A 22,663-nucleotide genomic window follows, 5' to 3' on the forward strand; every position below is an offset into this window, starting at 1 on the left:
CGGCCCTGCCCCCGGTGCCCTTGTCCGGGACGTCCCAGTCGCTAAAGCTGCCGGGAGAAGAGCCATCTCCAAACAGGTGGCCGCCGAGGAAACATGTCCCAGCCTGCCGACCGTTATCAGCCCGATTCTCCCTATGCCTGGCTGCGCCTTGCCGTTGCGCTGGTGATCGGCACCGTCGCCTGCGTCGGCTCCTGGTCGGTCGTGGTGGTGCTGCCGGCGATGCAGGGCGAGTTCGAGACGCTGCGCGCGGGCGCCTCGCTGCCCTATACCTTCGCCATGCTCGGCTTCGGCGCCGGCAACATCGTCATGGGCCGGGTCGCGGACCGCTATGGCATCACGGTGCCGATCATCGCCGGGGCTCTGCTGCTGGCCGCCGGCTACACCGCGGCGGGGCTGTCGCATTCGCTCTGGCAGTTCGCGCTGGCGCATGGGCTGCTGATCGGGATGGGCAGCGCGGCAGGCTTCTCGCCGCTGATCTCCGACCTGTCGCACTGGTTCCGCCGCCATCGCGGGCTTGCCGTGGTCTGCGGTGCCTCGGGCAGCTATCTCGCCGGCGTGGTCTGGCCGCAGGTCATCACCTGGGGGCTGGCCCATCATGGCTGGCGCGCCACCCATTTCGGCATCGCCGTCGTGGCGCTGGTGGTGATGCTGCCGCTGGCCCCGTTCTTCCGCCGCCAGCCCACAGCCGCCACGCTCGCAGCCGCTGAGGCGCATAGTGCCGGGGCGCGCGGCGATCTCGGCCTCAGCGCCAACCAGCTCCAGCTCCTGCTCTGCGTCGCCGGCTTCGCCTGCTGCGTGGCGATGGCGATGCCGCAGGTGCATATCGTCGCCTATTGCGGCGACCTCGGCTACGGCGTCGCCCGCGGCGCCGAGATGCTGTCGCTGATGATGCTGCTCGGCATCATCAGCCGCGTCGGCTCGGGCTTCGTCGCCGACAGGATCGGCGGGGTGGCGACGCTGGCGCTGGGATCTTTGATGCAGGGCGTCGCGCTCTTCCTCTATCTCTGGTTCGACGGGCTGACCTCGCTCTATGTCGTCAGCGGCATCTTCGGTCTGTTCCAGGGCGGCATCGTGCCGATGTACGCGGTCGTCATTCGCGAATACCTGCCGGCCAAGCAGGCCGGCGTGCGGATCGGCCTCGTGATGTCGGCGACGGTGCTCGGCATGGCGGTCGGCGGCTATCTGTCGGGCGTGATCTTCGACTATTTCAGCTCCTACCGGATGGCCTTCCTCAACGGCCTTGCCTGGAACCTCGTCAATCTGAGCGTGGTCTGCTGGCTGATGCTGCGGTCGCGGCGCCCTGCGCCGCCGGCTCAGCTCGCCGGCGAGGCGGGGCGGTAGGTGCCGAAGCACCAGACATGCCCTTCCGGGTCCTTGCGGATGAAGGGTATTGCGACGGGGCGCGCCCAAGCTGGTGGCGCATCCGCTGCCGGCAAAATGCCAAAGTTATGCGTCACGTCGCGTTGAGAAAGGCGACGAGATCGTCGAGAACCGGCGCCTGCCATTGCAACAACCGAGCGATGGATGTCGCCGTTCCCGCGTGCCCGAGCCCTGGATAGATCTTTAGCGACACCGATTTGGCGCCGGCTCTTCTGAGCGCTTGCGCAAGGCGCTCGCTGTTGCGCGGCAGGACCGTCGTATCTTCAGAGCCCGTCGCCAGAAGGATCGGCGGGGCGTCGCGCCGGGCAAAGTTCACCGGCTGTGTCTGGGCCAGGTCGTGGGCGTTGCCGAACGCCTGCTTCGTGACGTCGATGTCGAGCGGGAGAAAGTCATAGGGGCCCGAGAGGCCGACGGTGGAACGGATCGCGCTCGCATGAAGCCCGGCGGCGGCAAGGTAGCGCTTGTCCAAGGTCAGCATCATCGCGTTATACGCGCCGGCGGAATGCCCAATCAGGTGTATCGCCTGGGACGCGCCGCCGAAGCTGGCGATATTGTCGTGCGCGAAGCGCAGCGCCAGCGCGCCGTCCTCGATGAAGGCCGGAAAGCGGACCTCCGGGACCAGGCGATAGTCAGCAATCACGGTGACGAAGCCGCGCGAGGAGAGGGCGTCTCCGACGAAGGCATAGGTCTCCTTGTCTCCGCTGGCCCATGAACCGCCGTAAACGAAGAAGGCGACCGGCCTTGGAGCCGCTCCGGCAGCGCGCGGCACATAGATGTCCATGCGCTGCCGAGGATGCGAGCCATAGGCGACGTCGCGCTTGCCCTCGGCCAAGCCGCCAGGCCTGAGGGCTGCGCAGCCCGGGAGAGGCGCTGCAGCGAGCATCGGAATGATAGCGCGGCGGGAAATCTTGGTCGTCATGTCGCCATCGGCCGGAGGAGCGTGCGAAATCATACGCCTCGTGTGCCGCGATGGATCTGTTCGCCGGATGGCGCAGAGGCCGGATGCGATACTGAACCGCTTCGGCATTCCCGGCGTATCCTCCACACAACCCGGGAGGTCATCATGCGCTTCGTTGCCGGTTACATCGCCTTCCTCGTCGCGTTCGGAATCAGCGATGCCATCTGGCTGGGCACGATGACCGCTGTGCTCTATAGGCCCGCACTCGGCGACCTGATCGTCGAGCAGGTGCGATACTGGCCGGCTGCTCTGTTCTATTTCGGCTTCCCGCTCGGCGTGATCTATTTCGCGCTGATGCCCGCGCTGCGGGATGGGAGCGCAAGCACTGCGTTGCTGAATGGCGCGCTCATCGGTTTGCTCGCCTATGCGACCTACGACCTGACGAACTACGCCACCTTGCGGCCCTGGACTCTGACGATCACGCTCGCGGACATCGTCTATGGCACGGTCGTCGTCGGTCTGTGCACATGGATCGCCTATGGCGTCGTCCGCCGTGCGGCCGACTGGGGCTGGGTTTAGCCGTCCCTTACCGGCCAGTCCCCTCAGGTAGCGCGCAGTCTGTAGTGATGGACACCCCAGACATCGCCGCTCGCATGGCCGAACAGCCCGCTCGTTGCCAGAAAGAACAGGCGCCAACGCCGGCGCCACAGCGGCGCTTCCGCACCGTAGACTTGTCGCAGGATGGGATCGATCATCGGCAGGTTGCGATCGAAATTCGCCAGCCAGTCTTCGGCGGTCGCCCGGTAGTGTTCGCCGCTCCAGCGCCACTCGTCCTCGACGTCGAAGAGATCTGGGAACTGGTGCGCGAGCGCGGCACTCGGCATCAGGCCGCCGGTGAAGAAATGCTGGGCGATCCAGTCGCCCGCGTCGGCGGCATCGAAGCGATAGCAGCCCTGCCTGTGAGCGAAGACATGGATGAACAGCCGGCCGTCCGGCTTCAGCCAGCCGCGAATCCGCCCGAGAAGCGCGCGCCAGTTCGCCATGTGCTCGAACATCTCGACCGAGACGACGCGATCGAAACGCTGCTGCGACGCGAAGTCGTTCATGTCCGCGGTGACGACGCGCAGATTTCCAAGATGGCGGCGCCGCGCCTGCTCCTCGATATAGGCGCGTTGCGAGGTCGAATTGGAGACCGAGACGATCCGCGCCTTCGGATAGCGTTCCGCCATCCACAGGGACAGAGAGCCCCAGCCACAGCCAAGCTCGAGGATGTCCTGCCTATCGGCGAGATCGGCATGCTCCGCCGTGAGTTGCAGGGCCGTCTCTTCCGCTGCCGCAAGCGTGTCGCCAGGGTCGGCGTAGTAGCAGCAGGAGTATTTGCGCCGAGGGCCCAGGACCAGATCGAAGAAGGCGGCAGGCAGCTCGTAGTGCTGGGCGTTGGCGGCGTCGGTATGGACGGCGATGGGGAACGTCGCCATCGCGCGGGCGAAGGCCGCGGCGTCGGCCGATTGCGCGGCGAGCGACCGATCGGTGCGCCCGACCAACGACGCGATCACCATGCGGCTGACGGCATCGGGCACGGGCAGCCCTTCGCCCCAGGTCGAGAGCCTTTGCATGATCGTCATCACGTCGCTCCTTTCGGCGGCAGCGGGATCAGGGCGCTGGTGCGATGCTGGTATGCGCGATAGGCGTCGCCGTGCTTGGCGAGCATGTGCTCTTCCAGTGGCGGGATGCCGGAGATGCGGGTGAGCAGCACAGTGATGCAGGCCGGTGCCAGCAAGGCGAGCCAGCCCCAGGGATAGCCGGCTCCGGGAGCGATCACCGCATAGGAACACCAGAGAAGGCATTCGAAGAAATAATTGGGATGCCGCGACCAGCCCCACAGGCCACGCTCGCAGACCCCGCCCTTTCCCGAACGAGCGAAAGCGCGCAACTGCGCGTCCGCGAGGGCGCCGCCCGCCAGGCCGGCGACGAACACGGCCAACCCTGCGAGATCGCGCGAGCCCAGCGAAGGCGCGGGATTATGGGCCGCCAGGACGATCCCCAGCGCCAGCGGGATGCTGACCAGCGCCTGCATCTGGAGCAGCCGGACCATCCGAGGCGCCGCCTCGGTGCCCCAATCGCGCTTGAGTTTGGCATAGCGCGGGTCTTCGGCGATGCCGCTCGTGCGGTGTGCGATATGCATGCCGAGGCGCAGCGCCCAAGCGAGAGCGAGGCCGGCCACCAGCAATCTCCGCGACATCGGGCCCGACCCGAAAGGCAGCAGCGCGGCAACGATGCCCGTGGAACCCAGCCCAAAGGTCCAGACCACGTCGATCCAGCCGGAATTGCCGGTCCGGCGCTCGATCGACGCGGCCAGCGACATGAAGGCGGACATCGCCAGGGCCGTAAACACCGCAGCTCCGGCGAAGGAGGCGATCGTCACAGCCGCACCAGCGGCTGCAGCAAGCGCCCGAGCCAGCCCTGGAACAGCACGTTGCCGGTCATGGCGACGATGCAGGTGCAGCCTTCGACGGGATCGACGCGCGGGGTGTGGTCGTGCTCGGAATCCGCTTCGTCGAAATCGCCGGACGCATAGCGTCCATATTCGTGCTCATAGGCACCGGAGAGGATCGTGGTCCATTCGAGGCCGCTATGTTTGTGATGGGGCAAAGCGATGCCCGGCCCGGCGCGCAGCATGAAGACACGAGCCTCGGCGCCGGGAACCTCGATGCGCCGCATGGCGATGCGGATGCCGATCGGGCGCCAGGGACCGAGGCCGTAAGGGCGCAGCACCTGCGGCATCCCGGCCTCGGGCGTCGGGGCGGCCGCAACCGATACCGGAATTTCCCCTGCCGCGGTGCCCGCATCGCGTGGGCCGGACGCCATCGCGACGGGCTCCACAGCATCCAGCAGCGCGCCCTGCACGGCCTGGAGTTCCCGCAGCCGCTGCCGGCTCTTCCGATCCGCCTCGATATGACAGGCGACGACCAATGCGAAGCCCTCGTCGAGCTGCCCTGCGGCGAATGCGGCGAGCGTCTCGTCGGATGGGCGATGCATGATGCTCATCGCAGATCCTCCAGCCGGCTGCGCAGATGCGACAGTGCCAGGCGTAGCCGCGATTTCACTGTGCCGAGCGGGATGGCGAGGCGGCGGGCAACATCCTGATGGCTGAAGCCTTCAAGGAAGGCGAGTTCGACCACGCGGTACTGATCGGTCGAGAGCTGCGTCATCGCTGCCCGTACGCGCGCGTCACGTTCGGCGCCGGAGAGCGTCGCATCGGGCATTTCGGGGGAGTCTTCATCCAGAATCTCGTACACTTGCGACAGTCGCGAACGGGTTTCCCGGCGGGCGATATCGATGCGCAGATTGCGCGCGATCGTCGCGATCCAGGTCGAGGCGCTCGCCTTCTCGGGGTCGAACAGCGCCGCCTTGCGCCAGACGGCGAGCAGCGTTTCCTGCGCGACCTCCTCGGCGAGCTCGGCCGAGGTTCCACCGCGCATCAGCAATCCCTTCACGCGCGGCGCGAAATGATCGAACAGCGCTGCAAAGGCCGCCCGGTCGCCCGAGCGCGCAATGGCGGCAATCAATATGTTGGGGTCGAACAAGACGACGAACCGACCTCCTTGCGCGATAGCTCCCGCCTTGCGCATGCCATCGACAGTCAGGGCGAGTGCGGGAACCATATGCGAAATACGTGGGCGTCGTCGCATCGGATCACCGGCCCGACTTCGGCGGTGACATCATCCACCGTCACTCGACGGCCTTCCAGTTCACGTCACGGCAGATCAGGCGCCCCAGGATGCAGCCGCGCGTGGTGAGCGCGCCGGCCGTCGCCGTGATCGTCATCGAATAATTCCAGTCGCGCTTGGGGTCATAGGCATTTCCCGAGAACGTTCCGTCGGGCTGACGCGCAAGCGTCATGATGAGCTTGTCGCCAGCCGCCTCGCCCTTGCTGGTGTCGCCGATCCAGAGGTTGGTGGCGCAAATCTTGTCGCCGCATGGCGCGATGCGCACGCGCGCATTGCCGTCGTCGCGTAGCCACGTTCCATCGAGATCGGCGGCGGCCGCGCCAGCAGCCGAAGACGAAACCAGCGCGAGAGCGAGCAGCAGACGCCTCATGGCGGTGTCCTTTCAGCGAATGACTTCGTCTACGCTCCACGGTCGCGGTCGGTTTCATCGGGGCGCGAAATTGTGTGAAGGCGTGTGGCGAAGAGCCATCCGATCAGCACGGTCAGGGATGCGGCGCTCAGAAAATTCAGGCGCTGCAAAGCTTCGTATTCGCTCGGTTGGTAGCGGTGCAGCGGCGCGCCCAGCAGCGCCGTCGGCAGCAGATAGGTGACGAAGGCGAGCGCCGCGAAGCCTAGTGCGAAGGCGCGCTCCGAGCGATGAAACAGCATGAGCGCGAGCATGAGGCAGGGAAACAGGAAGACTTCGACGCCGGAGCCTGGGCCGAAGGCAACGCGACAGAGCAATGTGTTGCCGATGCCGGCGAGGAGAAGCAGCGCCCGCCCGGCCAAAGGGCTGCGCCGCATGACGATCGGTACGGCTACGAAAAACGGCGTCGACAGGAAGGCGACATAGGACGGCGTGGCGACGGGCGAGACCGCCCAGTGGAGATAGAACGGATAGAAGGGTTGGTTGGAGACGACCACGATCGCGACTGTATTGGCGATCGCAGCCCGCGGATCGGGATCGGCTGAATAGGCGCCGATCGCCGCGACCAAGCGCTTCACTCGGCTCATCGGCATTATCGAACCCTCGCGGAATGTTCCGACCTTTCTTCGCTTACGAGCCAGACCCAAGGGTGGGTCACCTCGCCCGCGCGTTTTTGGTCGCGCCACAGCAAATCCAGTCCGGCGCGGGCCGCGTATACCGGTCATGAAAAGCGGGGACGCGACCATGGAGCGAGCAGGGGGAAAGGCGATGAAGATCGCCGTGGTCGGTGCCGGCATCTCCGGCCTGGCGGCGGCATGGCTGCTGGGGCAAGCGCATGAGGTGGTGCTGTTCGAAGCGTCGCGCCGCCTCGGCGGTCACGCCAACACCGTTCGCGTCGCCAGCGCTGGCAGCGAGACCGCGGTCGACACCGGCTTCATCGTCTTCAATGAGGCGACCTATCCGAACTTTATCGCGCTGATGGACCATCTTCGCGTCGCCACCCAGTCGACCGAGATGTCCTTCGCCGTGTCGCTCGACGGAGGCCGGCTCGAATATAGCGGTACCAGCGTCGCCGGGCTGTTCGCCCAGCGCAGCAATCTGGTGCGGCCGCGCTTCTGGGCGATGCTGCAGGACATCACCCGCTTCTACCGGAACGCGTCCAGGGACGCGCTCGCGGGTGGCGCGGCCGAGATTTCGCTCGGCGATTACCTCGCCGCCGGCGGCTACGGCGCCGCTTTCCGGGACGACCACCTCCTGCCGATGGCGGCCGCGATCTGGTCGGCCCCCTGTTCGGAAATCCTGTCCTATCCTGCTGCCGCCTTCCTGCGCTTCCATCACAATCACGGATTGCTGCAGCTCGCGGACAGGCCCGCCTGGCGCACGGTGGCAGGCGGCAGCGCCGTTTATGTCGACAGGCTACGAAAGGCCTTCTCGGGCGAAGTCCGAACGTCCTCGCCGGTGAGGCAGGTCAAGCGTGGTCCGAGTGGGGTCGTGCTTGTGGGCGAGGGCTGGAGCGAGTGCTTCGACGCGGTCGTCTTCGCAACCCATGCCAACCAGGCGCTCGCGATGCTCACGGACGCCGATATGGCCGAGGTGCAGGCGCTCGGCGCCTTCCGCTACAGCCGCAACCGCGCCGTGCTGCATGGCGACGCCGCATTGATGCCGACGCGTCGCCGCGCCTGGGCAAGCTGGAACCATATCGGCGACCGTGCCAGGCCGGACGCCGCCTGTGCGGTCACCTACTGGATGAACCGACTGCAAGGCTTGGCGGACGCGCCGCCTCTCTTCGTCACGCTCAACCCGCCCGATTCGCTGCGCGCCGATGCCGTTCTCCATGAGGAAATCTACGAACACCCCTTGTTCGATGCGGCGGCGCTCGATGCGCAGCAGCGGCTCTGGGCGCTGCAGGGAGCGCGTCGAAGCTGGTTCTGTGGCGCCTATGTCGGATCGGGCTTCCATGAGGATGGCTTGCAGGCGGGGCTCGCCGTTGCCGAGGCGCTCGGCGGCGTCCGTCGGCCCTGGCGGGTTCGCGATGAATCCGGCCGCATTCCCGTTCTGCCCCGGCTGGAGCAGGCCGCATGACCTGCCAATCGGCCCTCTATGTCGGCCGGGTGCGGCATCATCGGTTCCGGCCCCGGCCGCACGCGCTGGCCTATCGCGTCTTCTGGATGCTCATCGATCTCGACGAGATCGATGAGCTGGCCGCCAGGCTTTCGCTGTTCTCGCGCAACCGCTTCAATCTCTACGCTTTTCGTGACGCGGATTACGGAGATCGCAGCGGGCGACCCCTGCGCCCGCAGATCGAAGCCGCCCTTGGTGATGCCGGGATCGCGCATGACGGCGGCCGAATACGCCTCCTGACCATGCCGCGCATCCTCGGCTACGCGTTCAATCCGCTCAGCACATATTTCTGCTATCGCCGCGACGGCAGCCTCTGCGCCACCGTCTATGAGGTGCACAACACCTTCGGCGAGACCCACAGCTACGTCGCGCCCGCCGATGCTGCCGGGCGAACGCTCCGCCAGGAAGCCTGCAAGCTCTTCCACGTCTCGCCCTTCATGGGCCTGGATATGCGCTACGCCTTTTCAGTCGCGCCACCCGGCGAGCGCGTCTCCGTCGCGATCGACGGTCATGATGCCGAGGGGCGCCTCATCGCCACGACGCTCGGCGGCAAAAGACGGGTACTGAGCGACGCGGCGCTGCTGCTGCTCCTGGCGACCCACCCGCTCCTCACGCTGAAGGTCACCGCCGCCATCCACTGGCATGCGCTGAGGTTGCTGGCGAAGCGCATTCCCTGGCGGCGTCATCCTGCCGCGCCGGAGCGCCCCTTCAGCGTGGGCTGCGCCGTGACCAAGCATGCGAAAGGACCGATGCAGCCATGAGCCGGCCCGATACCGAACAGCATCTCCGGACGGGCGAGCAGCCGCTCGCGTTGCCAGGTGGCGTCGGCCTGTCGCGCTGGTTCCTGCGTCGGCTGCTGTCCCACATCAAGATCGGCCGTCTGACGGTCTTCACACCGGACGGTGCGCGCCATTGCAGCGCTCAGGCTGTGGCCGGACCCCAGGCGACGATGATCCTGACAAGCTGGCGAGCGATGCGCCGGCTGCTGCTCGACGGCGATATCGGCCTGGCTGACGCCTATCGCGACGGCGACCTGTACACGCCGGATCTCACGGCGCTGATCGAACTCGGCGCGCGCAACGATGCGACGCTGCGCAAGCTCGTCTCCGGCGCCTGGCCTGCGCGCCTGCTCAACCGCGTGCGGCATCGGCTCAACGCCAATACGCGCAGCGGCAGCCGCCGCAACATCGCGGCGCATTACGATCTCGGCAATGAGTTCTATGGCCATTGGCTCGACGCCAGCATGATGTACTCCTCGGCGCTCTATGCGGATCCGACGGAAACGCTCGAGGCAGCGCAACAGCGGCGGCTCGACAGGCTCGTCGCCATGCTCGGCCTCTCCGGGGGGGAGCGTGTCCTTGAAATCGGCTGCGGCTGGGGCGCGCTCGCGGAGCGGCTCGCCCGCGAAGGCTGCCGCGTGACCGCAATCACGCTGTCTCCCGCCCAGCTCGAAGCGGCGCAACGGCGCATCGCGGAAGCTGGCCTTGCCGAGCGCGCCAGCGTCCTGCTTCAGGACTACCGAGACGTCTCGGGCGAGTTCGACCGCATCGTCTCGATCGAGATGATCGAGGCCGTGGGCCGGGCCTATTGGCCGTCCTACTTCGCCACGCTCAGCCGCTCGCTTCGGCCCGGGGGCCGCGTGGTCCTGCAAGCCATCACGATCGATGACGCGATGTTCGAGGATTATCAGCAGGGCACCGATTTCGTCCAGCGCTACATCTTCCCCGGCGGCTGCCTGCCATCGGTCCCGGCGCTAAAGCGAAGCGCGATGGCGGCCGGCCTCGGCGTGGTCGAGCAACTCGACTTCGGTGACAGCTACGCCCTGACCCTGAAGGATTGGCGGCGGCGATTCCTCGAACGCTGGAACGAGATCGCGCCGCTCGGCTTCGACGAGCCGTTCCGCCGCCTGTGGGAGTTCTATCTCTGCTATTGCGAAGCCGGTTTCCGGGCGCGGACGATCGACGTCAACCTCATCAGCCTGCGGGGCCGCTGACGCCCGCAGCGTTCCGCACTCACTCCGCGGCCCCTCGCGGTCAGAGGCGACGCATCATCAGCCCTTTGGCGACAACGAGTCCGGCCGGAGCAGCCGATGCCGGCCCCACGGTGATCGCGAAGGGCGTGTCGGTGGCCAAGGGCAGGTTGTCCAGCCCCAGCGGCGCGGCGAGGGCGTGGCCGATGGGCTCTATCGGGCGCCGCCTGCCGGCCCGTGCTCTGGGCGTTGCGCGAGGCACAGTGGGCAGCGGCGCGCTTGCCTGTCGCCGGCCGCCTCGCCATCATCGCCGGCGAATACCCCGCCGAGACTCGCAGGACTCCCATGACCAAAGCCGACCACCGCCACGAACACGAGCCGCGCGGCACGCTGACGGTGCGGACAATCGCCATGCCCGGCGATACCAACGCCAATGGCGACATCTTCGGCGGCTGGGTGATGTCGCGGATGGACCAGGCCGGCGGCATCGCTGGCGTGGATCAGGCGCAGGGGCGCGTGGTCACCGTTGCTGTCGATGCGATGACCTTCATCCACCCTGTGAAGGTCGGCGACGTGCTGAGCGTCTATACGGAGATCGAGTCGATCGGCCGGACGTCGATGAAGATCCATGTCGAGGCCTGGGCGAAGCGCTTCCGGACCACGCTGCATGAGAAGGTGACCGACGCGACTTTCACCTTCGTCGCGATCGACGAGGAGGGCCGTCCGCGCCCGGTGCCGAAGCCGGCCAAGGACTGACCGCGCCTCAATTCCTAACGGGGGATGAAATCGCCCTCCGGCAATGTGATTCAAAAGAATCCATTTTTAAACCGTTCTTTAAGCGCGCCCGGACGATGCTTTGCTCCGACAGACCGGGGAAGACCCGGCCGGGGGAATTCATGTCCGTTCGATGCCGCATGCGGGTCCAGCCGCCTGGCCGCCGCCAGGGGAGGGAGGGGATTCCCGTGGCCGCGGCGCCGTCGAACAGCCGCCTCCCGGCTGCGGCCCGGCCGGCACCTCGTTTCCCTTAAGTTCGTCGTTCAGCGTTGCGTGATATCCGGAGTACGACTTCATGACGAAAGCCAAGCCCGCGCGTGAGGGCAAGCCGTTGCGGATCGGCATCGCAGCACGCATCTATGCCGCGCTCGGTATGATGACGGCTCTGACCCTCGTCTCCTCCTCGGTCGCATGGTTCTCCTATAATCGCGTCGACCAGACGGTGGACGATCTCGTCGGCAAGAAGATGCCGGTCGTGGAACTCGCGCTCGAGCTGTCGCAGGCGGCGACGCAGTCGACCGCGCTGGCGGCGCGCTTCAGCGAGATCGAGTCGGTCCAGCAGCGCTCCGCCCTGACGGGCGAGCTCGACAAGGTCGAAGTCCGGCAGATGGACCTGCTGCGCCGTATTGCCGAGCAGGGTCAGGTCGACAAGGCGAAGACACAGGGAGCGATCGACGCGCTGTGGCGCCAGATCAACGACATCAACGACCTGACCGGCGACCGGCTGCGCAACGCCTCGGAGCAGGGCGAAGCGCTGGGCAAGCTCTCGAAGGCCCGTGAAGGCTTCACCGCGCTCGCCGATTTCGAGACCGGCGATGCCCAGTTCAACGTCAAGATGAACATCGCCAGCGCCACCCAGCTCACCGGCAAGGAAGTCGAGGAAGCGCTGTCCAACATCATCGACAAGGATCTGGCGGCGCTGCAGACGGCACAGGCGCTGCAGCTCCAGGTCAGCGAGCTGGTCGGGCTGCTGCGCGAGATTTCCCAGATCGAGAGCCCCGAGAAGCTGGAGAACGCGAAGGCGCGCTTCAAGGCGATCCTGGGCCAGGTTCGCGGCTTCCTCGCCGCGGCGGACAAGATCCAGGCCAATCCGGCGCGCGCCCAGGCCGTCAACGCCGTGATCGACCTCGGCGAGGGGCAGAGCGGACTGATCGCGATCCGCGAGCGCGACCTGAACACCAGCACGGCGATCCAGGCCGGCCTCAAGCAGACCCATGTCGCTGCCGAAGCGGTTCGCTCCCAGGTCGGCGAGCTGGTCAGCACGGCGCGCAGCGAAGCCGTGGCCTCGGGCGAGGCCAGCGGGGCGCTGATCGACCAGAGCAAGCTCTGGCTCGGCGGTATCGGGCTCGGCTCGCTGCTGATCGCGCTGGCGCTGTCGCTGTTCTATGTCCGGCCGATGATCGTCGGGCGCCTCAACCGCCTCTGGGCCGCCACGAAGGCGATCGCCGACGGCGCGCTCGAGACCGCCGTCGACACCAAGGGCAACGATGAGATCTCCGATATCGCGAAGAGCGTGCTGCTCTTCCGCGACAATGCGGTGGCATTGCGCGCCGCCGAAGCCGCCAAGATCGAGGATCAGGTCCGTGCGCAGGAGCAGCGCCGGCAGATGATGCAGGAATTGGGCGAGGCCTTCGGCGTGGTGGTGGCCGCCGCCGCCGCCGGCGACTTCAGCCAGCGTGTCGCGGCCCAGTTCGCCGATGCCGAGCTCAATGCGCTCGCCGGCTCGGTCAACACGCTGCTTGAGACGGTGCAGGCCGGTTTGTCCGAGACCTGCGACGTCCTGGCGGAACTCTCGGCCGGTCATCTCTCGGCCCGCATCGAGGGGCTCTACCAGGGTGCCTTTGCCGAGCTCAAGGACGGCACCAATGCGCTGGCCGACGAGTTCGAGAGCACGCTGGCGCGGCTGGCCGAGACGGTTTCGGCCGTGCGCAGCGCCACCAGCGAGATCCTCGACGGCGTCACCGACCTCGCCGAGCGCACCAGCGAGGAGAGCAACGCCGTCTCGATGGCCACCAACCAGCTCGGCGCCTTCGCGGGCACCGTCAAGAAGACCGCGAGCGAGGCGGCCCAGGCCACGGGCATGGCCGAGGGCGCTGAGCAGCGCGCCCAGCAGGGCGAGAAGGTCGTCGCCTCCGCGCTCGAAGCGATGCAGCGCATCCGCCAGTCCTCGAGCAAGATCTCCGAGGTCATCGCGATGATCGACGAGATCGCCTTCCAGACTAACCTGCTCGCGCTCAACGCGGCAGTCGAGGCGGCGCGCGCCGGCGATGCCGGCAAGGGCTTCGCGGTGGTCGCTACCGAGGTGCGCAGCCTCGCCAAGCGCTCGGCTGATGCCTCGAACGACGTCAAGAAGCTGGTCGAGGCCGCGCATGGCGACGTCAAGGTCGGCGTCGGCCTCGTCGAGGAGACATCCGCCATGTTCGGTGCGATCGTCTCGTCCGTGAACGAGTTGACCGGGCTGATGAACGGCATCTCGCAGACGGCGCGCAACCAGGCCAACGACGTCTCGGCCATCAACACCGAGATCGACGGCATCGGCACGATGGCGCATCAGAACGCGGCCCTCGTCGAAGAGACCAACGCGGCACTGGCGCTGACGGACGAGCAGACGCGCGCGCTGACCGAGCACATCGCCCGCTTCACCTTCCGCGAAGGCCATGCCGCCGGGCATCACGACAAGCCGGCCATGGCGACCGCAGCCTGAACAACGGCACGCCGAGAAAACGAAGGCCCTGCGCAGCTGCGCAGGGCCCTTTCCTTTTCGATGTGGCCGCTATCGCCTTGCTTGCCGGCCTCGCACGGTGCTAGGCGAGTGACGGGCCGGTAGCTCAATGGTTAGAGCTCGCTGCTCATAACAGCGCCGGTGCCGGTTCGAGTCCGGCCCGGCCCACCATTTCCAATCAGAACTGCGAACCGGACCGTGCCCAGCGGCGTGGTTTCTGCAACTCAGGGCGGGTCTGGCGATAGCAACATGCCGAGGCTGACGATGCGGTGTAGCGCCCGTCGGTTGCATCGATGAGCGCCACAATCAGACATTCGGTCCCTGCCAGGAAGCGGCCATTCTGCGCCGGGGGGTACCGCGACCGACATTGGCCCACACGGTCAGATCCGTTTTCCATGAGGTGGAACCGTCCGTTCTTAGCGATGTCAGGCTGCGTTCGCCGAAGGCTGTGCGTTCCATAGAGCGCGGGATCGAGGCCGATCGAGGCGACCCAGCCGCCGAGCGTGCGACCGTATTGCCGGGTCGTTACGTGATCCCCGGGTCGGCCGCGGCTCGGAAACAGCCAATCGCCAGTTGCTGCTGGTCGTCTCCTGAGCCGAGCTGTCAGCGCCTCTCGGGTCGGAGCCGTCAACTCGAATGGCACCGGCCGGCCGGTCTTCTGCTGGATGATCGACATCCTCAGCCTCACGGTTCCGCCGAGCACCACATAGCCACGCGAAGCAGGACAAGACCGCAGCCGCGCAGCTTCCTGTCGATCGCGAGATTGAACATTGCCAAATCTCGCATACGGCGTTCGTGCTGCAGCCGTGTCCTGATAGCCCGGATGTGACGCGGCTTTAGTGGCGGCTTCGGGCCGATAATGCGCCCCGTATTCCAGGCTGGATTCCGATGAGTCTCCTGAGCTTTGAAGAGCATGACGCATCCTCCATCGGGATGCCGCATCCGGGACCAACCGTACCGCATCCGCCGCTCGTGCGTGGCGCCACAACCGGACATTTGGCCGCGCAGCTGAAAGCCGACGGTCAGACCAGGTGCAGGAGCCAGTTCGCCAGGCTGCCATCGCCCGCTTCGAGCGATGGCGACAGGCGCAGATGCACGACGTCGCGCGGCGCGATGCCGAACTGAGCCTTGAAGGCGCGCGAGAAGGCATCGTCGCTCGAAAAGCCGAACTGGCGCGCGATTTTCCCGATGCCGCCCCTTCCGCGCGTCGAAGCATTAAGCGCCAGACGGGCTCGCGCCAACCGGCGCTGGCGGATATAGTTTGAGACCCCGCCGATCGGGGCGAAGAGGCGGTAAAGCGCCGAGCGCGACAGGCCGAATGCACTGCAGAGCATTCTGGCATCCAGAGCGGGATCGCCGATCCGGCGATCGATGAAGCGGCAGATCATCGCTACGCTTGCCGTCAGCGTTGCAGGGGCATCTTTGTCGCGCCTCAGTACAGGCGATAGGCAGGCCGAAAGCAGTTGCGCGCTTGCCTTGGCGATGTCCGGGGCTGCTGTCGGTTCCAGTGTGGGCGCCCCTTTCAGCAGGCTGCGCAGATGGTCCCCCGCCAGCGAACCGAGAGCGCTTGTCCCGGACAGAACGGTGCCATGCACGCGGTCCAGACTGCCGGCGTCGAGTGCTAGCAGGCCGCGCGGCAGGACGAGGCTGACCGCCCGCATGTCGGTGGCATGAGACCGGACCGGACGGGACAGGTCGAAAACCAGGACGTCGCCCGGGCCGGCATGAATTTCCTCCCCATCCAGGTCGAGCGTCGTATGACCGGCCTCGTACCGCTGGATCAGCAGGTGATCGACGCCGACCGCGCCGATCAGGCTTTCCGAGCGTTCATAATGCTGGGCGCTCGTCGCCACCTGCCCGACCAGCGCGGTGCTCAGATGGTGCCGATCGAGCTCGGCGTGGAAACCGGCATCCCAATCGCCCGCGAGCGGCCGGACATCGAAGATCGGCGCAATGGTCTCACGCCAGCTCCCGAAAAGCTGGCGCGCGTGATCGCCTTCCTTGCCCATCGCCCGGCCTGCCCCCCATCGCCGCACCGCCCGTTACCAGGCATCCGCGACGTTTTTCTAGACGAAAGAGAGCTGCGATAACGTAAAGAGGCCGACGAGAGAGCGCTGATACGCCGCCCCGGATGATTGGGACGCAGCGTCGCCTCTCCGCCGTCTCCCCGGTTTTCGTTCCATGTTACGCGCCGAACGACCGGTCCACGCCTGCTGGACCACGTTGACGAGCCTTGCCTATGCCTGCCATCGCCGCGCACCGCGCCGTCCATCGCTCCGCCTTCCTCTGCGCGACCGCGGCGTCGCTTCTTGCCGCTCTCATGCCGATGGCGGCTTCGGCATCGGATCTGCCTGCGCTGCCGGACGCGTTTTTCGGCCGCCCCGTCCGCAATCTCCCGCGTGTCGCAATGACCTCTGCGCCCGCGTATTTCGCGACGCCAGAATACAACGCCAATTACGGCCTGGCGCAGATCAACGCCGCCGACGCCTATGTGCTTGGGCTCAGCGGCAAGGGCGTGCTGGTGGCGGTCGTCGACAGCGGCATCGACCTCATGCATCCCGAATTCGACGGCAGACTCTCGCCGCTATCCCGCAATTTCGGGTTCGATCGGCCCGACCCGGCCGACATCCTCGATCGGGATAGGTTCTCGCACGGAACCCACGTGGCCGGCACGATCGCCGCCGCGAGAGACGGCAACGGCATGCAGGGCGTCGCCTATAACGCGGAGATCCTGGCCTTGCGCGCGATCGTTCCGGGCGGCGGGGATATCGCCGCCGCCATCCGCTATGCGAGCGAGCACGGCGCCAAGGTCCTGAACGGCAGCTACGGCCCTTCTTATCCCTCGCCGACCCTGCCGGACGGCAGCCCCAACCCCGACTACGTCGTCTTCCCGATCCAGCCCTACCATATCGACGGCACCTCTGCCGAAGTCTCAGCCATTCGACAGGCCGGCGCATCGGACATGGTCATGGTCTTCGCCGCGGGCAACGAGCGCGAGGACCAGCCGGTGATCGCGCACAATCCGACGGGTGCGGCCTTCTACCCCGCGATCCGGCCGCAGAATGCCGGCAAGAATCTCTATGTCTTCCTCGACGGCAATGGCGACCAGGTCAGTTCGAGCAGCCTCAATTATTCGGATCTCCAGCCCTACACGATCGCCGTCGTCGCGGTGGACCGCGATCGCAAGATAGCGTCGTTCAGCAACTATTGCGGCATCGCCGCCGCCTGGTGCCTTGCGGCGCCCGGCGTCAACATCGTCTCGACCGTAACCCCGGCCAATGGCAGCTCGCCGACCGAGCCGTACAATCTATCCAGCGGAACCTCGATGGCTGCTCCGCATGTGGCAGGGGCAGCAGCCCTCGTCCGCGAAGCGTTTCCATTCATGACCGCGCCGCAGGTGGTCCAGTCCATCCTCACCACGGCGACCGATCTAGGCTCGCCCGAGATCTATGGCTGGGGCCTGCTCAATGTCGGCAAGGCGGTGCGCGGCCCCGGCCAGTTCGTGCAAACCTTCGACGTCGACACCAAGGGCTATTCGGCGACTTTCGGCAACGACATCACCGGCGCGGGCGGGCTGGTCAAGCGGGGCGAAGGCCGGCTCGAACTGAGCGGCCGCAACACCTACGCCGGCGGCACCGCTGTCATCTCCGGAACGCTGGCGCTGAATGGCTCCGTTACCTCCGCAGTCTCCGTCGGCCAGCAAGGCACCTTGCGCGGCACCGGCTCGATCGAGGCTGGCCTGTTCAGCGCCGGCACGGTCATGCCGGGCAACTCCCCCGGCACGCTGTTCGTCAAGGGCCCGGTGAGCTTCGGCGGCACCAACCGCTTCGTCCTCGACATCGACGGAGCCGGCACGGGCAACGGTGCGGGCAACTATTCGCGTCTCGTCGCACAGACCGTTTCGGGACATGTCACCGTGGATGGGCGGATCGCCCCCGTGCTGCGCGGCATCGCCGGCGATGCGAGCAACGGCTTTACGCCCGTGTCCGGAACCGCTTTCCGGGTGCTGGTGGCCGAGGGAGGCCTGAGCGGCAGCTTCACCGGGCTGGACCAGCCGGCCAATGGCTTGCCTGCCAATGCCCGCTTCGACGCCCTCTACGGCGCCACCGGGCTGTCGCTGGTCGTGACACCCGGCTCCTATGCCGCGCTCGCAGGCCTGAACGGCAATGGCTTTTCCGTCGCAAGGGCGCTCGATTCCGTGCGGCCAGCCGCCGGGACGCGCCCCGATGCCGCGCGGCAGGAGGTATTCGACGCGCTCTACTCGGCCGCATCGGGCACGCTGCCTGGTGCGCTGAGCTCGCTGTCAGGGCAGAGCTACGCCGATGCCCGCATGGCGATGATGAACGCCCAGCGCACGGTCAGCGCGGCTCTCGATCAGCGCCTGACGGCCGGCTGGTCCTCCCGATATGACCAGCTCACCGGGCTGGGGGCGGCGGGCTATGCCAGCCTTGGCAGCGCTTCGGTCGAGCCCGGGCGAGTGCAGCCGGCCAGGGACGGCGTGATCTGGGGGCAGGCCCTCTACGGTTTCGGGCGGACGGGAGGAGACGTCAACGGGACGGGCTCGCGCTTCGGCCTCGCCGGCGCCATGATCGGTGCGGAAACCGCCGCCTTCCCGGCCGGAACGATCGGCGCCGCCCTGGGATACACGCGTTCGAGCGCAGACCCGAAGGCCGATGCGGCGGGCCGCGTCGCGCTCGACAGCTACAGTCTGGCGACCTATGGCCGCGCCGATTTCGGTGCCCTGACCCTGCGCGGCTCGATCGGCGCCAACTATGGCAAGACGGACGTTCGCAGGACGATCCAGCTCGGCAATGCCCAGCGGGTCGCACATGGAGAGGGCGATAGCTACGGCTTCTTCGGCAATGCCGTCGCCGGATATCGCCTCGCCTCCGTAGCGGGCCTCGATCTGTCGCCTGAAGCCGGGATCAGCCTGCTTCATTCCCGACAGGATGGCCTGACCGAGACGCAGGCCGGGGCTTTCGCGCTGAGCCTGAGTGGTCAAGGCCAGACTTCCGTGCGTTCCCTGGCGGGCGCCCGGCTGTCGACGCCCCTGGCCGGCGACGCGAAGCTGCGCCTCGACCTCAAGGCTTACTGGTCTCATGAGTTCGCTGACAACGTCGCGGTCCTGCAAGCGAGCCTGCTGGGTGCGAGTGTCGTGACGCGAAGCCCGCAGGCAGCCCGCGACGGAGCGGTGATCGGCGCAAGCCTGTCGGGCTTCGTCACCCCGCAGATCGAGGTGGCCGGTTCCTATGACGGCGACCTGCGGCTGGGAGCCACGACCCATCGCTTCTCCTTCCAGGCGATGACCCGCTGGTAGGCCGACCGGAGATGCCTATGCTGCCCCCCTTCGGACGACGCCTGCTGGGCGCCGGCCTGCCCGCCTTCCTCCTCGCCTGCATTCTCGGGGCGATGCTGTTGCACCAGCATCGCAGTGTCGAACAGGTCGCCTCCCGCAACCGCGAGGAACAAATGCGGCTTGTCGGCACGTTGCTCGGCTCGAGCTTTGATCAAGCAGCCAGGTTCTCGCTCTCGCTCGCCGAATCCTTCGCGCGCAATGCCGAGATTCGCGACGCGCTTGCGGCCGAGGATCGCGCTCGGTTGCGGGCCCTGTCGGAGGACACCTACCAGTATCTCAGCCGGCAGGCGAACGTGCAGATCTTCGGCTATCACGACAAGGAGCTGCGTTACCTGCTGCGCATGCATCGCCCTGATCAGCATGGCGACGACATATCCGCCTTCCGGGCCATGATCGTCGCAGCAAACCGGTTGCGGCGCGCCCAGACCGGAATCGAGATCGGCATCGCCGGTATCGGCATCCGCGGTGTCGCACTGGTCCAGCGCGGTTCGGAGTTCTTCGGGACGATGGAGGTCGGGCTGGACCTTCGGCCATTGATCGAGCTCGTCAAGACGGCGACCAACAGCGAGATTGGGGTCGTCGCTGCTGCCTCTCTCACCGGCGTCGCACTCGATCCGAAGCTGCCTTCGGTCGGCGGTCTCAGCGTCATGGCATCGACCGACGATCAGCTTTTCCTGAACCTGCTGCGTTCCCGGGGAGCGCAGCCGCAACGGGACATCGAGTTCGGCCGCAGGCAGATCGGCGAGCGCAGCTACGCCTTCATGAGCCAGCCACTGGTCGACTTCTCCGGCAAGCTGGTCGGAACCGTCCTGATGCTCAAGGAAGAAACCCGGTCCGACTGGCGCCGCCTGAGCACCGAACTATGGGTCATCGCTCTCTGCGGCGGGATACTCGCCTTTGTCGGCTTTCTCGTATTGTCGCGCCCGCGGCGGGCCGTTTGATGATCGGCCGCCTGCTTCTTCTCCCCCTGATCCTCCTCGGCCTCGCTCAAGGCGCATGGGGCGAGGAAAGGACGGGTAACGGCAAGGCCACGCTGCCGGAGGCCTTCGGCTTGCCCGTACGCGTCCATATCGCGCTGCGCGTGCTCAACGTCCTGGAGATCAAGGAAGTCTCAGGGCAGGGGCGATTGCATCTCGAGTTGACCCAGCGCTGGCAAGACCCGCGCCTGGCCTTCGATGCGGTCGCGCGCGGCCTTGCCCGGGAAGATCGGGTCGGCGAAGAGGCCGACGACTATCTGAAGACCATATGGTCGCCCGGCCTCGCGCTCGACAACCAGATCGGAGACAAGGACGCACGCATCGTCGCTCTTTCAGTGCATGCCGATGGCGAGGTGGTGTTGATCGAGCGCTTCGAAAGCGATTTCCGCTTTCGGATGGACATGGACGCCTTTCCCTTCGATCGGCAGAACCTGACGATCGGCCTCTCGCTGCCGCGTTATGCGCAGCAGGAGGCGATCATTCTGACGACGGAGGCCGACCGTCCCTTCTCTGGCGTCGAGGATGCGCTCTCGGTCGTCGACTGGCGGCCGGTCGGCCTGCGCTTCACCAACGATCTCGCGATCGGCTGGAACGCGCGCTCCTACTCGCGCCTCAACGCGACCGTGACGATCGCGCGCTATGCGGAGCGCTATCACCTGCGGGTCTTCATTCCCATTATCGCGGTGCTCGCGGTCTCGCTGTTCGTGCTGTGGTCTCCGGGTTTGAAGGAGCAAGACAAAGGAGGCCTGATCTTTTCCTCGCTACTGGCCCTTGCCGCGATCAGCTTCACCTTCGAATCCTCGTTTCCGGGCTCGATCTCCCTCAATACCCCCGTCGCCGAGATGATATCGCTCGGATACCTCTATCTCGTCGCAGTGCTGATGTTCGAGATTGCCCTGTCGGTGGCGATCGCTCACCCCAGCTTTCGCTGGCGCGACCAGGCCGCCGATTTGCGTTGGCATTTGCGCTGGGCGGTACCGGCGATGATGTTGATCATCTGCATCGGGGCAGCGGTCCGCGTCCTGCCTGGATAGTTCCTCTCTCCCACCACCGGGCATTCGAGGCTAGTTCGAAGAGCGCACGATCCGGAATGCTATCCGAAGTCATATGATGGTTTCGGAAATTGCTCGCATCCCGAAACGGGTCGCAACGGCGCCATAACCGGACATTTGAGCATCGCCTCGCCGCGCCACAGCAAAGCGGCGCAGCGTAGATGATCCCGGGAAACGGTTCCCTATTGGACGCCGATCACCGGAATTGGCGGGAGACGCATCGTACCCCCGATCTCTTCCCTGGGCCTACCTTGCCGCCCCGAGCCTCAAAGCCGCGGCCGGAGGACGACGCTGACAAACCTGCGGGCCAGCTGCCATAAACGCGCCCTTAACCTTGATCGGTCATCCGTCGGACTAGTGAGTGGCTTCGCGCGGGCTGTACCTGCTGCGGCGCGAGGGTGGCAAACCATGCGGCTGATCGTCGGCACAATCATCGTCTTCGTCTGCGTCTTCGGCAGCTACGCGGCGATGGGTGGCCACCTCGAGGTCCTTTGGCAGCCGTTCGAGTTTGTTATCATCCTCGGTGCAGCGATCGGTGCCTTCGTCATCGGCAACCCCGCGCCGGTGCTCAAGGCCGTGCCCGCCATGCTCGGCACGCTCATGAAGGGCTCCAAGTACAAGCAGGAATGCTATGTCGAACTGCTGGGGATGCAGTATTCATTGTACAAATTCGTGAAGCAGAAGGGCATGCTCGCGGTCGAGGAGCATATTGAAAATCCAAGCGAGTCGACGCTGTTCAACGCCTTCCCGACTTTTGCAGCGAACCATCATGCAGTCGAGTTCGTCTGCGACTACATGCGTATGTTGACGATGGGCGCCAACAACGTCCACGAGATCGACGCTCTCATGGACGAGGAACTGGAGACGCACCATCAGGAGCAGGAGCGTCTCGTTGCGGCCATGCAGTCGCTTGCCGATGGGACACCGGCGCTCGGCATCGTCGCCGCCGTGCTCGGCGTGATCAAGACGATGGGGGCGATCACAGAGCCGCCGGAGGTGCTGGGACATCTGATCGGCGGCGCGCTCGTAGGCACCTTCTTCGGCGTCTTCGTCGCCTACGGCTTCTTCGGGCCCATGGCGCAGTCGCTCAAGGGCACCTTCGAGGCGGAATCCAAATACTTCCTTTCACTCAAGGCTGGTCTCCTCGCCCATATCGGCGGCCAGCCACCGGTGGTGGCGGTAGAATTTGCCCGCAAGGCTCTGATGAGCGACGTCCGCCCGACCTTCAGCGAAGTGGAAGCGGCAACCGCCAATCTGCCCGCCTAGATCTGACCCAA

At 66.3% G+C, this 22,663-nt stretch carries 19 protein-coding genes, 1 tRNA gene and 1 pseudogene; 12 read left to right on the plus strand and 9 right to left on the minus strand.

Features of this window, described 5'->3' with window-relative positions:
- The first annotated feature begins 93 nt into the window (after window positions 1-93).
- Window positions 94-1,341, plus strand: a complete 1,248-nt coding sequence (locus AB4Z16_RS14920) for an MFS transporter (protein WP_441512134.1) — start codon at window positions 94-96, stop codon at window positions 1,339-1,341.
- Between the two features lie 112 nt (window positions 1,342-1,453).
- On the opposite strand, the gene AB4Z16_RS14925 is transcribed toward AB4Z16_RS14920, so the two are convergent.
- Window positions 1,454-2,299, minus strand: coding sequence for an alpha/beta hydrolase (locus AB4Z16_RS14925; RefSeq protein WP_441512135.1), 846 nt, complete (start codon window positions 2,297-2,299; stop codon window positions 1,454-1,456).
- Window positions 2,300-2,443: 144 nt separating this feature from the next.
- On the opposite strand from AB4Z16_RS14925, the gene AB4Z16_RS14930 reads away from it, so the two are divergent.
- Complete coding sequence (locus AB4Z16_RS14930) at window positions 2,444-2,857, plus strand: DUF2177 family protein (RefSeq protein WP_441512136.1); 414 nt, start codon at window positions 2,444-2,446, stop codon at window positions 2,855-2,857.
- A gap of 23 nt (window positions 2,858-2,880) precedes the next feature.
- Here the strand turns inward: AB4Z16_RS14930 and AB4Z16_RS14935 are convergent, their stop codons facing one another.
- The 6 genes from AB4Z16_RS14935 to AB4Z16_RS14960 all read right to left on the minus strand — a co-directional run bounded on the left by AB4Z16_RS14935 (window position 2,881) and on the right by AB4Z16_RS14960 (window position 7,002).
- A complete protein-coding gene (locus AB4Z16_RS14935) occupies window positions 2,881-3,903 on the minus strand; it encodes an SAM-dependent methyltransferase (RefSeq protein WP_441512137.1) in 1,023 nt (340 codons plus the stop codon).
- A complete protein-coding gene (locus AB4Z16_RS14940) occupies window positions 3,903-4,673 on the minus strand; it encodes a DUF1295 domain-containing protein (RefSeq protein ID WP_441512138.1) in 771 nt (256 codons plus the stop codon). Before AB4Z16_RS14940 ends, AB4Z16_RS14935 begins: the two co-directional genes overlap by 1 nt.
- Before the next feature lie 26 nt (window positions 4,674-4,699).
- Entirely contained in the window at window positions 4,700-5,326 is a 627-nt protein-coding gene (locus AB4Z16_RS14945) for a ChrR family anti-sigma-E factor (RefSeq protein ID WP_441512139.1), read from the minus strand.
- Complete coding sequence (locus AB4Z16_RS14950; RefSeq protein WP_441512140.1) at window positions 5,323-5,865, minus strand: sigma-70 family RNA polymerase sigma factor; 543 nt, start codon at window positions 5,863-5,865, stop codon at window positions 5,323-5,325. Before AB4Z16_RS14950 ends, AB4Z16_RS14945 begins: the two co-directional genes overlap by 4 nt.
- Window positions 5,866-6,010: 145 nt before the next feature.
- Window positions 6,011-6,379 carry a DUF2147 domain-containing protein gene (locus tag AB4Z16_RS14955; RefSeq protein WP_441512141.1) on the minus strand — a complete coding sequence of 123 codons (369 nt, stop codon included), beginning with the start codon at window positions 6,377-6,379 and terminating at the stop codon, window positions 6,011-6,013.
- Window positions 6,380-6,408: 29 nt separating this feature from the next.
- Window positions 6,409-7,002, minus strand: coding sequence for a hypothetical protein (locus AB4Z16_RS14960; RefSeq protein WP_441512142.1), 594 nt, complete (start codon window positions 7,000-7,002; stop codon window positions 6,409-6,411).
- 181 nt (window positions 7,003-7,183) lie between these two features.
- Here AB4Z16_RS14960 and AB4Z16_RS14965 point away from each other — a divergent pair, with 181 nt between their 5' ends.
- The 6 genes from AB4Z16_RS14965 to AB4Z16_RS14990 all read left to right on the plus strand — a co-directional run bounded on the left by AB4Z16_RS14965 (window position 7,184) and on the right by AB4Z16_RS14990 (window position 14,172).
- Entirely contained in the window at window positions 7,184-8,497 is a 1,314-nt protein-coding gene (locus AB4Z16_RS14965) for an NAD(P)/FAD-dependent oxidoreductase (RefSeq protein ID WP_441512143.1), read from the plus strand.
- Window positions 8,494-9,297: a DUF1365 domain-containing protein gene (locus AB4Z16_RS14970; RefSeq protein WP_441512144.1), complete on the plus strand. Its 804-nt coding sequence runs from the start codon at window positions 8,494-8,496 to the stop codon at window positions 9,295-9,297. Before AB4Z16_RS14965 ends, AB4Z16_RS14970 begins: the two co-directional genes overlap by 4 nt.
- Entirely contained in the window at window positions 9,294-10,529 is a 1,236-nt protein-coding gene (locus tag AB4Z16_RS14975; RefSeq protein WP_441512145.1) for a class I SAM-dependent methyltransferase, read from the plus strand. The genes AB4Z16_RS14970 and AB4Z16_RS14975 overlap by 4 nt, the downstream gene beginning before the upstream one ends.
- 321 nt (window positions 10,530-10,850) lie before the next feature.
- Window positions 10,851-11,261 carry an acyl-CoA thioesterase gene (locus tag AB4Z16_RS14980; RefSeq protein WP_441512146.1) on the plus strand — a complete coding sequence of 137 codons (411 nt, stop codon included), beginning with the start codon at window positions 10,851-10,853 and terminating at the stop codon, window positions 11,259-11,261.
- Between the two features lie 313 nt (window positions 11,262-11,574).
- Window positions 11,575-13,983 (plus strand): methyl-accepting chemotaxis protein, encoded by a 2,409-nt coding sequence (locus AB4Z16_RS14985; protein WP_441512147.1) that lies wholly within the window; start codon window positions 11,575-11,577, stop codon window positions 13,981-13,983.
- Window positions 13,984-14,096: 113 nt separating this feature from the next.
- A tRNA-Ile gene (locus tag AB4Z16_RS14990) sits at window positions 14,097-14,172 on the plus strand.
- Window positions 14,173-14,431: 259 nt separating this feature from the next.
- Here AB4Z16_RS14990 and AB4Z16_RS14995 read toward each other — a convergent pair.
- Together AB4Z16_RS14995 and AB4Z16_RS15000 are read right to left on the minus strand one after the other, a co-directional pair.
- Window positions 14,432-14,916 (minus strand): annotated as a pseudogene (locus AB4Z16_RS14995) (site-specific integrase); the annotation flags it as partial.
- A 107-nt stretch (window positions 14,917-15,023) separates the two neighbouring features.
- Entirely contained in the window at window positions 15,024-16,010 is a 987-nt protein-coding gene (locus AB4Z16_RS15000; protein WP_441512148.1) for an AraC-like ligand-binding domain-containing protein, read from the minus strand.
- 230 nt (window positions 16,011-16,240) lie between these two features.
- On the opposite strand from AB4Z16_RS15000, the gene AB4Z16_RS15005 reads away from it, so the two are divergent.
- The 4 genes from AB4Z16_RS15005 to motA all read left to right on the plus strand — a co-directional run bounded on the left by AB4Z16_RS15005 (window position 16,241) and on the right by motA (window position 22,652).
- Window positions 16,241-19,318: a S8 family serine peptidase gene (locus AB4Z16_RS15005; RefSeq protein ID WP_441512149.1), complete on the plus strand. Its 3,078-nt coding sequence runs from the start codon at window positions 16,241-16,243 to the stop codon at window positions 19,316-19,318.
- A 17-nt stretch (window positions 19,319-19,335) separates the two neighbouring features.
- Window positions 19,336-20,298 (plus strand): cache domain-containing protein, encoded by a 963-nt coding sequence (locus AB4Z16_RS15010; protein WP_441512150.1) that lies wholly within the window; start codon window positions 19,336-19,338, stop codon window positions 20,296-20,298.
- Window positions 20,298-21,368, plus strand: coding sequence for a ligand-gated ion channel (locus tag AB4Z16_RS15015; protein ID WP_441512151.1), 1,071 nt, complete (start codon window positions 20,298-20,300; stop codon window positions 21,366-21,368). Before AB4Z16_RS15010 ends, AB4Z16_RS15015 begins: the two co-directional genes overlap by 1 nt.
- A 426-nt stretch (window positions 21,369-21,794) precedes the next feature.
- Window positions 21,795-22,652 carry a flagellar motor stator protein MotA gene (gene motA / locus AB4Z16_RS15020; protein WP_441512152.1) on the plus strand — a complete coding sequence of 286 codons (858 nt, stop codon included), beginning with the start codon at window positions 21,795-21,797 and terminating at the stop codon, window positions 22,650-22,652.
- The last annotated feature ends 11 nt before the right edge of the window (window positions 22,653-22,663 follow it).

Source organism: Allobosea sp. TAF32 (genome assembly GCF_052113585.1).
In the GTDB taxonomy this organism is placed as follows: Bacteria; Pseudomonadota; Alphaproteobacteria; order Rhizobiales; family Beijerinckiaceae; genus Allobosea.

What these genes read in the sequence shown, in the direction of transcription:
- motA (WP_441512152.1), top strand. Translation starts at nt 21,795, where the DNA reads ATGCGGCTGATCGTCGGCACAATCATCGTCTTCGTCTGCGTCTTCGGC.
- AB4Z16_RS14975 (WP_441512145.1), top strand. Translation starts at nt 9,294, where the DNA reads ATGAGCCGGCCCGATACCGAACAGCATCTCCGGACGGGCGAGCAGCCG.
- AB4Z16_RS14960 (WP_441512142.1), bottom strand. Translation starts at nt 7,002, where the DNA reads ATGAGCCGAGTGAAGCGCTTGGTCGCGGCGATCGGCGCCTATTCAGCC.
- AB4Z16_RS14945 (WP_441512139.1), bottom strand. Translation starts at nt 5,326, where the DNA reads ATGAGCATCATGCATCGCCCATCCGACGAGACGCTCGCCGCATTCGCC.
- AB4Z16_RS14920 (WP_441512134.1), top strand. Translation starts at nt 94, where the DNA reads ATGTCCCAGCCTGCCGACCGTTATCAGCCCGATTCTCCCTATGCCTGG.
- AB4Z16_RS14930 (WP_441512136.1), top strand. Translation starts at nt 2,444, where the DNA reads ATGCGCTTCGTTGCCGGTTACATCGCCTTCCTCGTCGCGTTCGGAATC.
- AB4Z16_RS15010 (WP_441512150.1), top strand. Translation starts at nt 19,336, where the DNA reads ATGCTGCCCCCCTTCGGACGACGCCTGCTGGGCGCCGGCCTGCCCGCC.
- AB4Z16_RS15005 (WP_441512149.1), top strand. Translation starts at nt 16,241, where the DNA reads ATGCCTGCCATCGCCGCGCACCGCGCCGTCCATCGCTCCGCCTTCCTC.
- AB4Z16_RS14925 (WP_441512135.1), bottom strand. Translation starts at nt 2,299, where the DNA reads ATGACGACCAAGATTTCCCGCCGCGCTATCATTCCGATGCTCGCTGCA.
- AB4Z16_RS14935 (WP_441512137.1), bottom strand. Translation starts at nt 3,903, where the DNA reads ATGACGATCATGCAAAGGCTCTCGACCTGGGGCGAAGGGCTGCCCGTG.
- AB4Z16_RS15015 (WP_441512151.1), top strand. Translation starts at nt 20,298, where the DNA reads ATGATCGGCCGCCTGCTTCTTCTCCCCCTGATCCTCCTCGGCCTCGCT.
- AB4Z16_RS15000 (WP_441512148.1), bottom strand. Translation starts at nt 16,010, where the DNA reads ATGGGCAAGGAAGGCGATCACGCGCGCCAGCTTTTCGGGAGCTGGCGT.
- AB4Z16_RS14980 (WP_441512146.1), top strand. Translation starts at nt 10,851, where the DNA reads ATGACCAAAGCCGACCACCGCCACGAACACGAGCCGCGCGGCACGCTG.
- AB4Z16_RS14965 (WP_441512143.1), top strand. Translation starts at nt 7,184, where the DNA reads ATGAAGATCGCCGTGGTCGGTGCCGGCATCTCCGGCCTGGCGGCGGCA.
- AB4Z16_RS14970 (WP_441512144.1), top strand. Translation starts at nt 8,494, where the DNA reads ATGACCTGCCAATCGGCCCTCTATGTCGGCCGGGTGCGGCATCATCGG.
- AB4Z16_RS14955 (WP_441512141.1), bottom strand. Translation starts at nt 6,379, where the DNA reads ATGAGGCGTCTGCTGCTCGCTCTCGCGCTGGTTTCGTCTTCGGCTGCT.
- AB4Z16_RS14985 (WP_441512147.1), top strand. Translation starts at nt 11,575, where the DNA reads ATGACGAAAGCCAAGCCCGCGCGTGAGGGCAAGCCGTTGCGGATCGGC.